Here is a 15,685-nt window from a genome sequence, read left to right as displayed (position 1 = left end):
CAGGATCGCTGCTTCCGTCGCTTCTTCTACACGGTTCTTGATATTGGGCTTACGTCGGTTTGCATCTATCAGAGCTTCAACACCTCCTGTTTCCACAGCTGCCTGATAGCGATAGAAAGTATCGCGAGAAAAACCCATCACCTTACAGGCACGGGATACATTGCCAAGCTCAGCTGCCAGATTAAGCAAGCCAATCTTGTGTTTAATGATTTTATGATGAACACTGCTCATGGGATTACTCCTTTACGCTTTCGCGTTTGGTTGATAAAGATTCGCACCTCTATCAAACCGGGTAATCCCACCTCTTGGCAAGACCTGCTGTCAGATCAAATCTGAACTACTACATTTTTAGAATTATCCGAAATTTTGGATAATTATACCGGCCAATCTGCGCGTCTCTTGCCTTTAGTTTTTTACCAAGATTGTAGTTTAGTGGATATACAGCTTTATAACCCATCAAATAACAATAAACTTATTTTTTCGGCAATTTTTAATGATGAGTATGCTCTATTACTTAATGGGAAATCAGATACTCTTTATTCCCTTAATCGACATGTATTATCTCTGGATGACTCAAAATCTGCGATAGATTACCTGAGGTTTTTTTGTTCATATGTACAATCAGAATATGGACCCTTTCAAATAATCACCCACTTAGATGAAATTCCATTCAAGGATGAAGGAATGGATCAAAATATACGTGACACAATCAAAGCATCTATTCATAACCCCGAGTATCTTGAAGGCAGCTTTGAAAGAGATGGTTGGCAAGCGTTTAAAGCATGCGTGCTTTATGGGGGCGCTCTTTTTTCCTCTGTCATGAGAGTTTTCTCGAATGGGAGGGTTTCTTTAGAAGAGGATAGAGCTATAGCTGATAATCTCCTTCTTCTTCAACGTCAATATCACGGCATATTCCGCACGCCTTTATGACCTCCCAATTAATAAGCGCAAGGAGAAGCGCCTTTAATCGATCCTTCATACCTCTTTATGTACAAGAATGAATCAAACTTAGCATGAATGCATTTTAATTTTTCTCCAGAACAGACTGTTTTTCACTGGACAAAACCCGCACTCTGGCCTAACTTAGGATTAAATACCTATTTCTGCGGCAATTTTCTGTATTTACAGAAGATACCGTATCCCTGAATACCGTTTCGCTTTTGACACGGCCAGCGCTCTGTTTCCCGCGCAAAGAAAATGGTGCGTGATACAAAGACAATCCCAATTGAACAATAAACTTTGAGCGCATTTGTGATGCTCTTGTGATCACAAATTTCCGGTTCATTCACCCCCCGTACAAGCAGCTCTATGCCTACGTGGAAAGGATAGTCATGCCTCTGGATATCGAAAAATACCGTAAATACCTCGCACCCCTCAATCTGGGCAAGGATCATGAAGAGGAAATCATCCGCCATATCTATATGATCATGGATGAATTCATCTCAGCAGCTTTCAACAAGCACCCCGTCCAGCAGGCGTTGCAGGCAAAAAACCGCAAAACTTTGCAGGGCCAAAGTGACGTGATAGATTCAAAGGATCGTTCAATCCAATCGCTATACCAAAACGTTGCATCCAGACCGGATGAGTAAAGAGGATTCTATCGTGACACAACAAGCTGTGATTTATTGCAGGGTATCCAGCCTAAAGCAGGTGACGGAAGGCCACGGCTTGGCTTCTCAGGAAACACGCTGCCGGGAATATGCAAAGCATAAAGGCTATGAAGTCGTGGAAGTCTTTCATGATGAGGGGATCACCGGCAAACTGCTGGATCGCCCCAATATGAAAGCCATGCTGATCTATCTCAAGCAACACCGCGCTACTCGTCCGGTGGTGATCATTGACGATATCAGTCGTCTTGCCCGCGATATCGAAACACATCTGCATTTGCGTGCCTCCATCTCTGCTGCTGGTGGCAAGCTGGAATCACCCTCCATTGAATTTGGTGATGATTCCGACAGCAGGCTGGTTGAGCACCTCCTGGCTTCCGTGGCTGCGCACCAGCGTGAGAAGAATGCCGAACAGGTGTTCAATCGCATGAAGGCTCGCATGATGAATGGCTATTCCGTGTTTAACGCCCCTATCGGCTACCGCTATGACAAAGTGGGCAAGCACGGAAAATTACTCGTCCCGGATCAGCCCTGCGCTTCTGTGATTGCGGAAGGACTGGAAGGGTTTGCTTCAGGCCGGTTTGAAACACAGATCGAACTGATGCGGTTCTTTGAAGCCTCTCCGCATTATCCGAAGGATAGATTTGGAACCGTGCACATGCAAAGGATCAAGGAAATCCTCAGCCGCGTTCTCTATGCCGGTTATCTGGACAAACCAGACTGGGGTATTCATCTGGTCAAAGGCCATCACGAGGCATTGGTCAGCTATGAAACCTGGAAAAAGGTACAGGCCCGGTTGAACGGACAGGCCAAGGCCCCGGTACGCAAGGATATCAATGAAGATTTCCCCTTACGTGGCTTTGTCACTTGCGCCTGCTGCGGATCACCTTTGACAGCATGCTGGACGCGTGGCGGGGGCGGATTGTATGCCTATTACCTGTGCTACGGTAAAACAAGCGGTGTCAAATGCAGCCAGAACGGTAAATCCATTCCCAAGGACAAGCTGGAAGGCGAGTTCGGGGCACTATTGAGCGAAATGAAGCCTTCTAAAGAAATGTTCCTCCTGGCTGCCGAGATTTTTACGGATCTGTGGAATATCAAACGCGATACTGCCAAGCAGGAAGCAGAGACAATTCGCCGCAATCTGCTTCAGATTGAGCGCAAGACAGAACAATTCCTCGACCGGATTGCGGATACAGACAATTCAATCCTGATCACAGCTTATGAGAAGAAGATTCGGCAGCTCGAAGAAGAAAAAATAGCGCTCGACGAAAAAATCGCACAATGCGGTCGTCCGCTGCAATCGTTCGATGAAACGTTTAGAACTGCATTCTCGTTCCTGTCAAACCCTTACCAGCTATGGGTTTCTAGCAGGCTGGAACATAAAAGAGCCGTTATGAAGCTCGCTTTCAGTGAACGGCTTCGGTATTGCCGGAACGAAGGGTTTAGAACTCCCGAAAAGTCGCTTCCATTCCTGCTTTTAGAAGGAAGCGATGAGGGAAAACATGAAATGGTGGGTCTGGTAGGACTTGAACCTACGACCAAGGGATTATGAGTCTCAAGTTCTGCTATATTTCAATCTATCCCGATAATAGTTAAATCCCTCAAATTCATAGGTTTACTTCTGTTTACATTGATAAGCACATAGATTAGAATTGGTCGATATCGACTAAATCTGCTTACAAAGTGCTTACAAAAGTCAGACTGACGCCATCAAGGATAGCAGCCCATACCTGCCCTGCCGATGCATCGCAAGCGTTTTTATGGGACACCGCCACACCAGGGCTGGCTGTTCGGGCAACCGCTGGGAAACGCGCGTTCATCTTTCAAGGACGATTCGCCGGCAAATCAATCCGCATAACAATCGGCGACACCGAAGTTTGGACGATTGAACAGGCCAGGCAGCGCGCGCGTGAGCTGCAGGGACTGGTTGACCAGGGGCGAGATCCGCGGCTGGTTAAACAAGAGAAGATTGCCGCCGATGTGCAAGCACGAATCACCGATGAACCGGCGCTGCCAGCATGGCGTGACTACATTGCCGCACGGTCTGGAAAATGGTCAGAGGCGCACGCAGCCGACCACCTGAAAATGGCTCGTGATGGCGGTGAACCTGTGACACGTGGCCGCCGTATCGGTGCGCCAGCTTACACCGAGAAAGGAATTTTACGACCGCTGCTTGATTTGCCGTTGAAGGGCATCACCCGTGAAAAAGTTGCGCAGTGGCTGGATAACGAAGCGACTCGACGACCAGCCCAAGCGCGGCTAGCCCTGAGCCTGCTTGGCACATTCCTGAGTTGGTGTGGCAATCAACCAGCCTACAGGAACCAGGTCAATTCTGACGCTTGTGCGAAACTGAAACGCGAGCTACCGAAGCCGACGGCTCGAACTGACTGCCTGCAGCGCGAGCAATTGGCATCATGGTTCGCCGCCGTTCGGTCAATAGATAACCCGGTGATGTCTGCCTATCTGCAATCGCTACTGTTGACCGGTGCACGCCGAGAAGAACTAGCCGGGCTTGGGTGGGAAGATGTTGATTTCCAGTGGCAGACGATTCACCTTGCCGATAAGGTTGAACATTCGGGCCGCACGATCCCCTTGACGCCGTACGTTAGCCAATTACTGCAATCCTTGCCGAAAATCAATGAATTTGTGTTCGCAAGTAAGCGAGCAAAATCAGGAAGGCTGCAGGAGCCACGGAAAGCCCACAATCAGGCGATTGAAGCCGCAGGACTGCCCCCACTATCGATTCATGGATTAAGGCGCAGTTTTGCCACCTTGAGCGAGTGGGTTGAAGCGCCATCAGGTATTACGGCGCAAATTATGGGCCATAAGCCGTCAGCAATAGCCGAACGCCACTACAAACGGCGACCTGTCGATTTGCTCCGAGTGTGGCACACGAAAATTGAAGAATGGATTTTGTCCAATGCAAATATTTGATGACTACTCAAATCTGACCGGCGATGTCACAAAAGACGCCGCAGACCGGGCGCTGAGGCATTTCATATACCGAACCCAGCGTGGTGGCATGGTCATCCCTGCTGAGCTGCAGGCGTTCATTCTGAATGGCATCGAGCGCCAGTTAGCAGAGGGAACCGGCGGCTGGTTTGTGCCTGCACGTGGACGGCCAACGATCAGCAATGACGCCGGCTGGCGATTCGTCGCAATGATTGCATGGCACGAATATTACTTCATCGCAAAGGGCCACTCCGAAATACGGAGGAAGAATGTTTCCGACTTCCTCATAAAGCAGTTCGGCCATACCTACTGCGATTTTGATTTATCCGATTCCGGTGCTCGCCGGATGATTGAGGACGTAAACAACAGGGGCTTCAGCGGCATTGACAGCGGTAGCCCCAGCGGCATTAACAATAGGGACACTGACCTCCTTAACGCAAAGCTGTTCTGCCGTACAGAGCTGAATATGCGCGGATTGGCCGAGCTTAGCCACGCGGTCGCAATGGTTCGGCGGCTTAACAAAAATAGGGGCCATAAATGATTTGATTTGTTGGCACCTGTCACGCTGCTTCACAATCATTAATATCGCCACGTCGATTCGAAGTGATAGAGATTAGCTAGCTGGCGGTTTTGAATCGACTCGCCCGGCTTCTAATCCCTGTCACCTGACGTGAGGTGATTATTGTGATTGAGAAACAAAGACTTACTACTGATGAACTGGCCGCAATGTTTGGGGTTAAGCCTGCAAGCGTGCGCACACGCCTGTATTGGACCGGTGAATATTTCGGCTGGGTACCTGAAAAACTGCCAAACCGTTTTTTGGTTTGGTCGAAAAGGGAGGCATAAAAAATGGCCACCCTTCTTTCGAAAAAGCAGCCAACGGCACATGCAAATTATAACAATAACTTAACTGCATTTCATCAAGAAATTATCAATGCCGGACTAACACCGCCGGCGGGGATTATCGATGACGGCAAGCTGCATCGATTTTCAAGCAATGGCAAGCGGGGCGATGATTCGGGCTGGTATGTGTTCCATCCTGATGACCCGGTTGCCGGAGCGTTTGGCTGTTGGCGGCTGGGGCTTACGCAGAGTTGGTGCAGCAAATCGCCCGACACAATGACACCGGCGGAACGGGAATTGCACCGCAAGCGCGTGGAGGCCATGAGGCTTGAGCGGGAAGCCGATACCGCACGGCGCCACAAAGAGGCAGCAGCAAAGGCACAAAAGCTTTGGGCTAACGCCGAGCCGGCTGATTCTGAGCATCCATATCTGATAAACAAGAACGTTCAGTCGCACGGTTTGCGATGCGTGAATGATTCCCTGATCGTTCCGCTATACAGCGGCAGTGAGATTGCGAGCCTTCAGTTCATCATGCCAGATGGTGAAAAAAGATTCCTCACCGGTGGAAAGATCAAGGGCAGCTACTCACCCATTGGCACGGTTCAAGTCGGTCAAAGAATCTTCATTTGCGAGGGCTGGGCAACCGGTGCAACCATTCACCAATCCACCGGCTGCGCTGTTTTTTGCTCGATGAACGCAGGCAATCTGCTGGATGTGGGGCGTTATATTCGGCGTGAGTTTCCGCACAAAGAGCTTGTCATCGCCGGAGACGATGATCGCCTGACCAAAGACAATCCGGGCCGCACCGCTGCATTGCTGGCGGCCAGCACGCTGGATTGTGGCGTTGTGTTCCCGCCGTTTCCAGATGATGCGCCGATGGAATTATCAGATTTCAACGATTTGCAAAACTGGAGGGACATGCAATGACAAATGCATTGATTCCTGATCCAGTATCGGCAGGTGAAGTGATGGTCACCGATGAAGGGCACGTTGAGAAATTCTTAAATGGGATTTTCACCTGTGAAGTTCCGGCGGTCGCAGTGCCTGACTATCTCCGTAAAAATACTGTTATCGGCCGGTTTGCGCATGATGTGGCTGCGCAGGCAGAAATGCCCTTTGGCACCGTGTTTGTAACGATTCTGGGCGCTGCAAGCGTTCCGGCGGCCTGCAGCTTTACGACGCGGTTTGAAAGCGGTTACGAGCTTCCGGCGGGACTTTTCACCGTGTGCGAACAGCCACCAGCTTCCGGCAAGACGCGTGTGCTGAACTACGGGCTGCACGCTTATCAGGCAGCAATTCGCGATTTGAACAAGCAGATTCACGAGCACAACAAGGCTGACAAGCAGAATCAGAAGCCATATTTTATCGATTTAATCACAGACGGCACGGCAGCAGCAATTGATTCCAAACTGGCTGAATCTAAAAGCGGGCGGCTGCCACTTGCCAGCAGCGAGCAGGGATTGTTCAGAAGTCTGTTCCCGGCGGAAGGCGGCTTTCATTCGAACAATGACCTGCTTCTCACCGGTTGGGATGGCGGTTGGGTTTCTGGTGCCAGATCAACGCGAAACGCCTTCACCGGAAGGGTTAGCACGCAGGTCGTCATGTTTGCGCAAAATGGCAGCATCAGGCGCGTTCTGCAAGCTTCCAACGGCAGCGGCCTCACCGAGCGATTCCTGTTCGTCGCCGAGCGCAGCTTGCTGGGCCGCCGGAAGTTTGAACCGCACACGGTGGACGCAAGCCAATACGATAAAGCCGCCACCCGATGCGTGGAAAGAATGGCTGCTGAAAAGCCACCGATTATCATTGAGCCGTGCAAGGATGGACGTGCGTACATTCGCCAGCAAAGGATTGCCCATGAAGCCGAACTGGGCAAGCTTGAGCGCGCCGGTGAAGCGGTGATGGTCGGCTGGCTGGGCAAGTTCGAGAATCACGTCCTGAAGATTGCATCGGTGATTCATTCGTTTGAGTTCATGCAGAATGAAGAAATCGATTTTTCCTACCCGGTGCAAATACCACTTGCCACCGTGGAAGCGGCCTGTGAGCTGGTTATGAGCCTGCACGAACACATGCGCGCCGTGATAGATGCTGCCGGTGAATCTGGCCTGCAAACAGCTACAGATTCCGTTCTTTCCATCCTACGTGAAAACAAGGCGCCTATGGCAGTTTCCGCCGTGACAGCAAAGGCCAGGCGCCGCAAGCCCTTCGCCGATATGGGGCGGGATGATTACAAGGCGTCAAAAGCTTTCATCGATACCCTGATTGTCAAAGGCATTTTGTTGAAATCCCACAATAAGCTTTCTGTGGCCGAGTGAAAATCTTTGGCAAGGTTTTGCAAGGTTTGGCAAACGATGGCAAGGTTTTGGCAAGCTTTTAAAATTTTAAGTTGTTGATTTTAAATGAAAATACCGAAATCCTTGCCATTTTCAGACTTTGCCTGCATGCACACAAAAATGCACAAATTTTTCACCGGAAAAAAATGATGAGGGGGGGGCAATGGCAAGGTTCGGGAAGAAGTAAAGGTAAGTTGTTGATTATTAACAATTAATTATTAATTAACCTTTGCCATTTCCTTGCCATTTCCTTGCCAAAACCTTGCCAAAGCTTGCTGGCCATCATTAACACGGCGTAAACAATTAACCATCACGGAGTAAAAAATGATTCATGGACGATTTCAGGCACCATCAAACACGGCGATAAGTGCACCCCGTGAAGGCTGGCACCGATGTATTTATCGATGTGCGGGCTGTGCTGGATGGCTTAACGGCGGGCGATCTCGTGCCAAAAGCGCTACTCCGTTTCAAACGGAAAAAAGCGCTACTCCGTTTCAAACGGAAAAGTGATTTGCCACTGATGCGCCCAAACTTGGACCGACCCGCCGACAGGGCCATCAGATATTAAACCAATATATATAGTATATTTTGTGTTGTTTAATCGCAACATATTGTGTTTTGGGTTGTTTATGCTTCCTGAACGCGTATAATTATCCCTATCCACTTCGTTTACAAAAGGAGATTGTCATGGATGCCGAAACACAAAAGAAGGCGGTTTTGAAGTTGCTTCGCGTAAAACCGATGAGCACTTTCGAACTGCGGAATCACGGAGTCGCTCACCCGGCGGGAAGGATTCAAGAGCTGCGGAAATCTGGGCACGTTATTAACACAGTGCTTGGTGATGGCGTGCCCGATCATCGGGGGCTGTCGCACCACAACGTGGCAAGATATGTTCTAGTTCGGGAGGTACAACAATGAGCGAGATAAGAGCATTGATTGTCGATGCGGCGATTTCATACGTAACTTGCGCGAGCATGGTTGACGAGCTGGAGTCGTCTCTTGGTTGGGACGATGAGACAGATATCGGGCTTTGCCGTGCCCTAGAGTTGGCGCGCAGCGAGGCAGTAGATGCCCTTAGGCGGTTGACGGGGCTTGTTCAAATTTTGATGAATCAGGAGGAACACAATGTTTAACAGCAATGACCGTCAGTTGGCACTGCAGGCCGCGTGGAAGGCTTTCGCAGATTTGAATAGGGCTCTGGATAACTACGAGCGCGCCATACAGGCTGACTCTGAAGGGCGCGAGTTGTTTGAATTATCGGTGAATGTGGCTGCCGTTTCCCGTCGAGCTGACAGGCTTAGTCATGCTAACTTTGGAGCGGACAATGACCATGATTAAAAAAATCGAAACCGAACTGCTGGCAGCCAAAGCCACGCTGTCGGAAATCTCGGGGCGGTTCAAGGAATTTAGCGACACCCAAGCACGGCTATCCGCAGACGGCGATCTGCTGGGGCTGGCTCGGTTGAACAAAGAGCACACCGGGTTGGAAGACAGTCTGCTGGCCGCCGATGATACTGTAAGGGCGCTGGAATCGAGGCTTTCCGTGCTTCGGCAGGCTGAATATAGGCCGCAGTTCGATAAGGCCCACAAAACGCACCTGGGCGCCGTTCAGGCTGAGACAAAGGCTGCTGAGAAACTTTTAGCCGCGATTGATGCGGTTTTTTCTGCTGCAACCGATATGCAAAATCTGAGCGATGAGGTAGCGGCAACATACCACGCTGCGCGCGATTTGCACAATCGCGCCGGTTTGGATCATGAGCTTCGGTGGCCGGCGCCGGACGGGCAGATTCCAATCAAAATCAGCGATCGCATGAACAGTTTGCGCGACGAACTGGTGCGGACAATTCGCCTTTATGAGGACCGTTTGCCGCAAAGTCAAAGCCTGGAAGGCCTTCGAATTATCGAGCAGCAGCAGGAAGAATTGGTTAGAAACAGCGGACGGGGGTTCAGGTGAGCGACAACGAAGAGCAACCGGTCACCGAGCCGAGAGCAGATTTTGTGATCACGGCGACACTGCCAGAGGTTGTGATAGTTGTCACAGCCGGATAAATTTTTGGAGGATTAAATATGTGCAATTGCAAACCAACAGGCCGCCAAACTGCTGATAAAATCTGGGGTAATGGCCGGGCAAGCCAGGCAACCGATTCATGGCCGCCAATAGCGAAAAAGCCGAAGCCCTTCACCGACTCGGAGATGACCGCCTTGACTCGAATCGTCAAAGATTCGATAGCTGAATTACGGCGCAAGCGCAAGCCCAAGCCGGCACTGTCAGCCGCCCAGGTTGCAGCAATTCGCCGGATAGTTCAAGATGCCCGTAAGCCGGTCCGTGAGATGGTCACGCCGCCCAAGGCCGGCCAAGGCTGCTATATCGGCGATTCCAGGCCAGAACATCGCGCTGAGCGCATTACAAAGATTCGCACCGATAACCCTAGATTACACGGTGAGATAGTTCACATCGGCGGAATGAAATGTCAGTTAGTCGACGGTCGAATGATTTGCAGGTAACCTTCCATGTGATCCGGAACGTTAACCGGACAAATAGCGCAAACTGGCCCGGCCGCAAGCTGGGCTTTTTTGTATCTGCTTACAAAGTGCTTACAAAATCCATTTGGTTACAAGACGCAATTTCGTAAATCATTGATTTTATGGTGGGTCTGGTAGGACTTGAACCTACGACCAAGGGATTATGAGTCCCCTGCTCTGACCAACTGAGCTACAGACCCTGATGACAGAAATGTCTACAACTTATTGAATCAACCGATCAAACTGAACCGGCAAGTAACTATCAGGAGTTTCCACTATCCAAGAAACTACGCAAGCGGTCGGACCGAGCAGGATGTCTCAGTTTACGCAGCGCTTTTGCCTCGATCTGGCGAATACGCTCGCGCGTTACGTCAAATTGTCTTCCGACTTCTTCCAAAGTATGATCAGTATTCATTTCAATACCGAAACGCATACGCAAAACCTTGGCTTCTCGTGGGGTCAAAGAATCAAGCACATCCTTCGTGACGGTGCGTAAACCAGCATAAACTGCAGCATCTGCCGGCTCCATGGTCGAAGCATCTTCAATGAAATCTCCCAAGTGAGAATCTTCATCATCACCAATGGGGGTTTCCATCGAAATCGGCTCTTTCGATATCTTGAGAATTTTTCTGATTTTCTCTTCAGGCATTTCCATCTTCTCGGCCAGTACTGCCGGTTCAGGCTCTTGTCCGGTTTCCTGCAGAATCTGACGGGAAATACGATTCATCTTGTTAATCGTCTCGATCATGTGTACCGGGATACGGATGGTACGTGCCTGGTCAGCAATGGAACGTGTAATTGCCTGACGAATCCACCATGTTGCGTAGGTCGAGAATTTATATCCGCGCCGATATTCAAATTTATCAACGGCTTTCATCAACCCGATATTACCTTCCTGAATCAGATCAAGAAACTGCAATCCGCGGTTAGTATACTTCTTGGCAATTGAAATAACCAATCGTAAATTGGCTTCAGTCATTTCACGTTTCGCACGACGTGCCTTGGCTTCACCAGTCGTCATACGGCGGTTGATCTCCTTGAGTTCCTTGATAGGAATACCGGCTTGTTTCTGAAGTTCGAGCATTTTTTGCTGTTGCTCCATGACTGCCGGACGGAAATGTTCGAGCGACTGACTGTACGGCTGACCTGACTCGACTTCCGAACTGATCCAGTCAATATCTGTCTCGTTCCCCGGAAATGCCTTGATAAAATAGTTTCGCGGCATTCCTGCCCGTGTAACACACAGCTCAGCAATTTTGCGTTCACAGTTGCGGATATCGTTTACGATATCACGTTGTGTATCACACAGTTTTTCGACCATCTTGGCAGAAAAACGCATCGCCATCAGTTCGGTAGAAATTTTCTCCTGCAACTGTTTGTACTTTTTATCCTGACGCCCATCTTTCTTGTTGATGATTTTTTTCATACCGTCATAGGTCTGACGAATCACCGCAAAGCGCTCCAGCACCTCTGCTTTCATCTTCAGCATATCGGCACTGGCGGCAGCCACTTGCTCGTCTTCCCCATCCTCTGAATCAAAATCCTGATCCAGCGATTCCTCAGACATTTCCTTACCCATGATTTCATCTGTATCATCGTCCAGGAAACCATCAACCAGTTCGTCTGCGCGTAACCGGCCATTTTCCACATCCGCTGCCAGCTCGAGTATATTTTCTATGATTGTCGGACAGGCTGAAATTGCCTGTATCATGTGCCTCAAACCATCCTCGATGCGCTTGGCGATTTCTATTTCGCTTTCACGCGTCAGTAACTCTACCGATCCCATTTCACGCATATACATCCGCACCGGATCCGTAGTACGGCCAAACTCTGAATCTACGCTGGAAAGTGCTGCCTCTGCTTCTTCCACGACATCTTCATCAGTCACTGCTGTTGCCGCATCCGACATCAGGAGAGCTTCCGCATCAGGCGCCTCATCATGCACGGAAATACCCATATCGTTGATCATGCTGATGATGCTTTCGATCTGATCGGCATCCAGCATGTCATCCGGCAAGTGGTCATTAATCTCAGAGTAAGTCAGGTAACCACGTTCCTTACCCTGCATGATCAGTTTCTTTAAACGCATCCTGCGTAATTCGATATCGTTATCCGATGACACCGACACCGCACTCTCGCTCAAATCAGTGATCTGTTTTTCTGACAGAGTACTTTTATTTCTTTTACTTACTCTGGTTTTCTCAGAAACTTCATCAACTGCCCCCAGATCCTCAGATTTTTCCGCAGGGAGCAATGTATTCTTATTCTGCCCAACTAGAACAGAATCATCATCAGATTTAGCCGCTTTGACAGACTTTTTCCTGGAAGCAGAAGTTGCTTCTTTCTTGACGGAGACAACCTCCGTTTCAGCTGAAAAGGTATTTTTGGCGTTTTTACCGGTAACTTTAACCCCATTGTCTGGAGTTTCAACACGCGATTTACCGCTTTTTGTTTCAGTCACCTCTGTAGATGTAACGATATTTTTCTTAGCTGATCCCGACACTTTTGCTTTTGCCATGCAGAGCACCCATTAAGACTAGAGACAAATCGAACAGAAAGCCTTTAATTGTACCAAACTTTCCTGACCCATTTTGAATATATGAACAAACGTAGCCGTAATCAACCACTCTTCGCCGTTGTAAACCCAAACTTTTTTCCCATCTTTTAACCTTGATGATCTAATCGCCGAAAACATGGTGATTGGTTCGTGAAAACCTCCGCAGATTATGAGAGCATCAGTTGTCGCAACTCATTTTTCTCTTCTGGAGTAAGTGATACAAGCGGTCTGCTGTGCAACTCAGCCATTCTCGATCTTCGCTGCATCTCCCGCAACCGCTCCATTCCTCCAGTAAATTCAGCATCAATATTCCAGTTTTCATCTTTTACATGCGCATCCCGGACAATCTTTTCCAGTAAAACACGATGAGGAGTCTGATCGAAATGCAACAGGATCGTCACTGAATTCAGTTCTTCCTCCATAGAACAAGCAGAAGTCTTCAGAAAATCCACCAGTGCAACCAGCAGTACTTTTTCCTCGTTCTGTTCATCATTTACCGCAAGAAGATTTGTATCCAGTTTATTCGCATAATCCGGGGCATGCAGCAGAATCTGGATCAGTCTGCGATATGGCGTTACGGATAATGGCCTAGATGCTTCAGGGCGAAGAGTGGAAGATCGATTCTTCTTTCCGGTTTTCAGGAACGCAGCTAACTGGTTCTGGCCCACCCCGGTCAGCTCAGATATACGTTTCGTCAGCATGAATCCAAATACAGGGGCATTGATCTGCGCCAATAACGGCCCTGCCCGCTGAACCAATCGAGCACGACCCTCGCTCGTACCAAGATTCACACGACCGGATAATTCATTACAGAAGAATACCGACAGAGGTTGAGCTTTCTCCAGCAATCCTTCAAATGCAACCCGTCCGTATTTGCGAATGTAACTGTCCGGGTCTTCCTTATCCGGCAGAAATAAAAATTTGATATCTTTTCCATCCTTGAGTTGCGGCAGACTGGTTTCCAGTGCACGCCATGCAGCCTTGGTTCCCGCTGCATCACCATCAAAACAAAAAACCACCTCGTCTGTATGGCGCAAAAGATTCTGAATATGCATAGCCGTCGTTGCAGTACCCAAAGTAGCCACAACATTTTCAACACCACTCTGCACCAGCATCACAACATCCATATACCCTTCGACCACAATTACCCGGGCAGATTTCCGGATTGCCGGACTGGCAGATGCCAAGTTATAAAGCTCACGCCCTTTGACAAACAGAGAGGTTTCTGGCGAATTCAGATACTTTGGCTCGCCCCCATCTAATGCCCGCCCTCCGAATCCCACTATCTTTTTTTTACGATCAAGAATGGGAAACATGATCCGGTGACGAAAGCGATCATAATTTTTCTTGCCATCATGCGCAACGACCAAACCTGCCTGCACCAGTGGGTGGCTGGAATCATCTGCAGGATAATCTGTAAAAATCCCGGAGAGGTTTTGCCAGCCGGGAGGCGCATATCCGATTCCAAAACACAGCGCAGTCCGTCCTGATATTCCCCGCTCTTTCAGGTACGCAATTGCCTGATCGGATTGCTTGAGCTGCCCCCGGTAAAACTTTGCCGCCTGCTCCATCCGTTCGTACAAACCTGCCAAAGGTGAAGTAGCTTCAACTTCTTTATCGATTTTTATCTTATCCGATGGAACTCTGCCTGGATCAGGTATTTTTGGATAAATACTTACCTGATCGGGAATTTGCATACCCGCATGTGTCGCAAGACTCTCGACTGCTTCGACAAAGCTGGCTCCGCTGTGTTCCATCAAAAAGCTGATAGCATTCCCGTGCCTGCCACAACCAAAGCAATGGTAAAACTGTTTAGACGAATTTACTGTAAAAGAAGGGGTTTTTTCGTTATGAAAGGGACAGCACGCTGTAAAATTTGCGCCCGCTTTTTTAAGTTGAAGATGACGTGCAACCACATCGACGATGTCGATACGATCCAGTAATTCCTGAATAAACGATTGTTCAATCATTTACCAGCAAAAATTGCCCCGATAAAAGATTATCTGCGATTATTCCTCACAGTATCTGCCAGAAAACCAGCCGGTATCAAACTACCCTGTAATTTTTACTTTAACCAGTAAAGATACCTTGGCCATATCTGCCCGACCTGCAAGCTTCGGCTTAAGCAGGGCCATGACTTCTCCAATTTTTGGAGATCCATTTTCTCCAACAGATGCAATCACCTCGCTGATCATGGCATCCAGCTCAGCATCACTCAGCGCTTCAGGCATATAGGCCTGCAGGACTCCTGCTTCAAACTTCTCGATATCTGCCAGATCCTGACGCTGTGCTGCCTCATATTGCGCGATGGAATCGCGACGCTGTTTGAGCATTTTTTCGATTACTGCAACCACGGCAGCATCATCCAGCTCGATTCGCTCGTCAACTTCCTTCTGTTTTAAAGCAGCCTGCAGTAAACGCAATGCGTCACGACGCTTTACGTCCCCTGCACGCATAGCCGACTTCATATCTTCGGTTATTTTTTGCCTTAAATTCATGGAATAATGAGGTAGATACCCAGAAAAACTGAAGGAATTAATACAGTTTAGGTGGCAACATCTGACTACGCAGTCGTTTATAGGTACGTTTCACTGCGGCGGCATGCTTACGCTTACGCACAGCCGTGGGCTTTTCATAAAATTCCCGTGCGCGTAACTCAGTCAGTAAACCGGTTTTCTCAATAGAACGCTTAAAGCGCCGCATCGCGATTTCAAATGGCTCGTTTTCCTTGACTTTAACAGTAGTCATAAAGTAATAATTCCTTTCGGTCTCCTTTGATTGCTTTATATATTACAGAACATTCGCTGACCAAATTGCTCTGCAGTCAAAACTAAGTTATAAACCAGTCCTGCCATGCCTGTTGCAGAAAA

18 protein-coding genes and 1 tRNA gene are annotated in these 15,685 nt (G+C 48.9%); 12 read left to right on the top strand and 7 right to left on the bottom strand.

All coding sequences use genetic code 11. The annotated features are described in order from the left end of the window. Positions 1-231 (bottom strand): helix-turn-helix domain-containing protein (locus B5D58_RS08330; RefSeq protein WP_143779559.1); only part of this gene is annotated, 231 nt, incomplete at its 3' end. A 135-nt stretch (positions 232-366) separates the two neighbouring features. Between B5D58_RS08330 and B5D58_RS13655 the strand changes: the two genes are divergently transcribed. The 11 genes from B5D58_RS13655 to B5D58_RS08270 all read left to right on the top strand — a co-directional run bounded on the left by B5D58_RS13655 (position 367) and on the right by B5D58_RS08270 (position 9,689). Then, complete coding sequence (locus tag B5D58_RS13655; RefSeq protein ID WP_011110883.1) at positions 367-930, top strand: hypothetical protein; 564 nt, start codon at positions 367-369, stop codon at positions 928-930. A 332-nt stretch (positions 931-1,262) separates the two neighbouring features. Continuing rightward, positions 1,263-1,589, top strand: coding sequence for a hypothetical protein (locus B5D58_RS08320; RefSeq protein WP_011110882.1), 327 nt, complete (start codon positions 1,263-1,265; stop codon positions 1,587-1,589). A gap of 13 nt (positions 1,590-1,602) precedes the next feature. Beyond that, on the top strand, positions 1,603-3,162 hold the full coding sequence (locus B5D58_RS08315) for a recombinase family protein (RefSeq protein ID WP_011110881.1): 1,560 nt from the start codon (positions 1,603-1,605) through the stop codon (positions 3,160-3,162). Between the two features lie 131 nt (positions 3,163-3,293). Then, the gene (locus tag B5D58_RS08310) at positions 3,294-4,544 is read left to right on the top strand and encodes a tyrosine-type recombinase/integrase (RefSeq protein WP_011110880.1); all 1,251 of its coding nucleotides are present in this window, start codon (positions 3,294-3,296) and stop codon (positions 4,542-4,544) included. Continuing rightward, a complete protein-coding gene (locus B5D58_RS08305; protein WP_011110879.1) occupies positions 4,531-5,103 on the top strand; it encodes a hypothetical protein in 573 nt (190 codons plus the stop codon). The genes B5D58_RS08310 and B5D58_RS08305 overlap by 14 nt, the downstream gene beginning before the upstream one ends. A 308-nt stretch (positions 5,104-5,411) precedes the next feature. Continuing rightward, positions 5,412-6,332: a toprim domain-containing protein gene (locus B5D58_RS08300; RefSeq protein WP_011110878.1), complete on the top strand. Its 921-nt coding sequence runs from the start codon at positions 5,412-5,414 to the stop codon at positions 6,330-6,332. Beyond that, entirely contained in the window at positions 6,329-7,717 is a 1,389-nt protein-coding gene (locus B5D58_RS08295; RefSeq protein ID WP_011110877.1) for a DUF3987 domain-containing protein, read from the top strand. The genes B5D58_RS08300 and B5D58_RS08295 overlap by 4 nt, the downstream gene beginning before the upstream one ends. A gap of 705 nt (positions 7,718-8,422) precedes the next feature. After that, positions 8,423-8,653 carry a helix-turn-helix domain-containing protein gene (locus B5D58_RS08285; protein ID WP_041356338.1) on the top strand — a complete coding sequence of 77 codons (231 nt, stop codon included), beginning with the start codon at positions 8,423-8,425 and terminating at the stop codon, positions 8,651-8,653. Then, positions 8,650-8,868, top strand: coding sequence for a hypothetical protein (locus tag B5D58_RS08280; RefSeq protein ID WP_041356336.1), 219 nt, complete (start codon positions 8,650-8,652; stop codon positions 8,866-8,868). Before B5D58_RS08285 ends, B5D58_RS08280 begins: the two co-directional genes overlap by 4 nt. After that, positions 8,861-9,073, top strand: a complete 213-nt coding sequence (locus B5D58_RS08275; protein WP_041356334.1) for a hypothetical protein — start codon at positions 8,861-8,863, stop codon at positions 9,071-9,073. Before B5D58_RS08280 ends, B5D58_RS08275 begins: the two co-directional genes overlap by 8 nt. Further along, on the top strand, positions 9,060-9,689 hold the full coding sequence (locus tag B5D58_RS08270) for a hypothetical protein (protein ID WP_011110876.1): 630 nt from the start codon (positions 9,060-9,062) through the stop codon (positions 9,687-9,689). The genes B5D58_RS08275 and B5D58_RS08270 overlap by 14 nt, the downstream gene beginning before the upstream one ends. Here B5D58_RS08270 and B5D58_RS13650 read toward each other — a convergent pair. The 3 genes from B5D58_RS13650 to rpoD all read right to left on the bottom strand — a co-directional run bounded on the left by B5D58_RS13650 (position 9,682) and on the right by rpoD (position 12,347). Continuing rightward, positions 9,682-9,981, bottom strand: a complete 300-nt coding sequence (locus B5D58_RS13650) for a hypothetical protein (RefSeq protein ID WP_143779496.1) — start codon at positions 9,979-9,981, stop codon at positions 9,682-9,684. The two genes, B5D58_RS08270 and B5D58_RS13650, sit on opposite strands and share 8 nt — an antisense overlap. A 400-nt stretch (positions 9,982-10,381) precedes the next feature. Next, positions 10,382-10,458 (bottom strand) — tRNA-Ile (locus tag B5D58_RS08260). Positions 10,459-10,520: 62 nt separating this feature from the next. Next, a complete protein-coding gene (rpoD, locus tag B5D58_RS08255; protein WP_276817864.1) occupies positions 10,521-12,347 on the bottom strand; it encodes an RNA polymerase sigma factor RpoD in 1,827 nt (608 codons plus the stop codon). Between rpoD and B5D58_RS14110 the strand changes: the two genes are divergently transcribed. Then, positions 12,325-12,792: a hypothetical protein gene (locus B5D58_RS14110; protein ID WP_234989040.1), complete on the top strand. Its 468-nt coding sequence runs from the start codon at positions 12,325-12,327 to the stop codon at positions 12,790-12,792. The genes rpoD and B5D58_RS14110 overlap by 23 nt on opposite strands. Before the next feature lie 190 nt (positions 12,793-12,982). Here the strand turns inward: B5D58_RS14110 and dnaG are convergent, their stop codons facing one another. From dnaG to rpsU, 3 genes are all read right to left on the bottom strand, one after another. Beyond that, positions 12,983-14,785, bottom strand: coding sequence for a DNA primase (gene dnaG, locus B5D58_RS08250; protein ID WP_011110873.1), 1,803 nt, complete (start codon positions 14,783-14,785; stop codon positions 12,983-12,985). A gap of 81 nt (positions 14,786-14,866) precedes the next feature. Continuing rightward, positions 14,867-15,313: a GatB/YqeY domain-containing protein gene (locus tag B5D58_RS08245; protein WP_011110872.1), complete on the bottom strand. Its 447-nt coding sequence runs from the start codon at positions 15,311-15,313 to the stop codon at positions 14,867-14,869. 37 nt (positions 15,314-15,350) lie between these two features. Beyond that, positions 15,351-15,563, bottom strand: a complete 213-nt coding sequence (gene rpsU / locus B5D58_RS08240; RefSeq protein WP_011110871.1) for a 30S ribosomal protein S21 — start codon at positions 15,561-15,563, stop codon at positions 15,351-15,353. Between the last annotated feature and the right edge of the window lie 122 nt (positions 15,564-15,685).

The organism is Nitrosomonas europaea, from assembly GCF_900167395.1.
GTDB classification, from domain to species: Bacteria; Pseudomonadota; Gammaproteobacteria; order Burkholderiales; family Nitrosomonadaceae; genus Nitrosomonas; species Nitrosomonas europaea.
The sequence above is the reverse complement of the archived record's forward strand: the minus strand, read 5'-3'. Positions and strand labels throughout refer to the sequence as shown.

Coding starts and splice junctions, on each gene's coding strand:
- B5D58_RS08305 (WP_011110879.1), top strand. CDS start 4,531: ATGCAAATATTTGATGACTACTCAAATCTGACCGGCGATGTCACAAAA.
- B5D58_RS08300 (WP_011110878.1), top strand. CDS start 5,412: ATGGCCACCCTTCTTTCGAAAAAGCAGCCAACGGCACATGCAAATTAT.
- B5D58_RS08295 (WP_011110877.1), top strand. CDS start 6,329: ATGACAAATGCATTGATTCCTGATCCAGTATCGGCAGGTGAAGTGATG.
- B5D58_RS08285 (WP_041356338.1), top strand. CDS start 8,423: ATGGATGCCGAAACACAAAAGAAGGCGGTTTTGAAGTTGCTTCGCGTA.
- B5D58_RS08280 (WP_041356336.1), top strand. CDS start 8,650: ATGAGCGAGATAAGAGCATTGATTGTCGATGCGGCGATTTCATACGTA.
- B5D58_RS08275 (WP_041356334.1), top strand. CDS start 8,861: ATGTTTAACAGCAATGACCGTCAGTTGGCACTGCAGGCCGCGTGGAAG.
- B5D58_RS08270 (WP_011110876.1), top strand. CDS start 9,060: ATGACCATGATTAAAAAAATCGAAACCGAACTGCTGGCAGCCAAAGCC.
- B5D58_RS14110 (WP_234989040.1), top strand. CDS start 12,325: ATGATCAGTTTCTTTAAACGCATCCTGCGTAATTCGATATCGTTATCC.
- rpoD (WP_276817864.1), bottom strand. CDS start 12,347: ATGCGTTTAAAGAAACTGATCATGCAGGGTAAGGAACGTGGTTACCTG.
- dnaG (WP_011110873.1), bottom strand. CDS start 14,785: ATGATTGAACAATCGTTTATTCAGGAATTACTGGATCGTATCGACATC.
- B5D58_RS08245 (WP_011110872.1), bottom strand. CDS start 15,313: ATGAATTTAAGGCAAAAAATAACCGAAGATATGAAGTCGGCTATGCGT.
- rpsU (WP_011110871.1), bottom strand. CDS start 15,563: ATGACTACTGTTAAAGTCAAGGAAAACGAGCCATTTGAAATCGCGATG.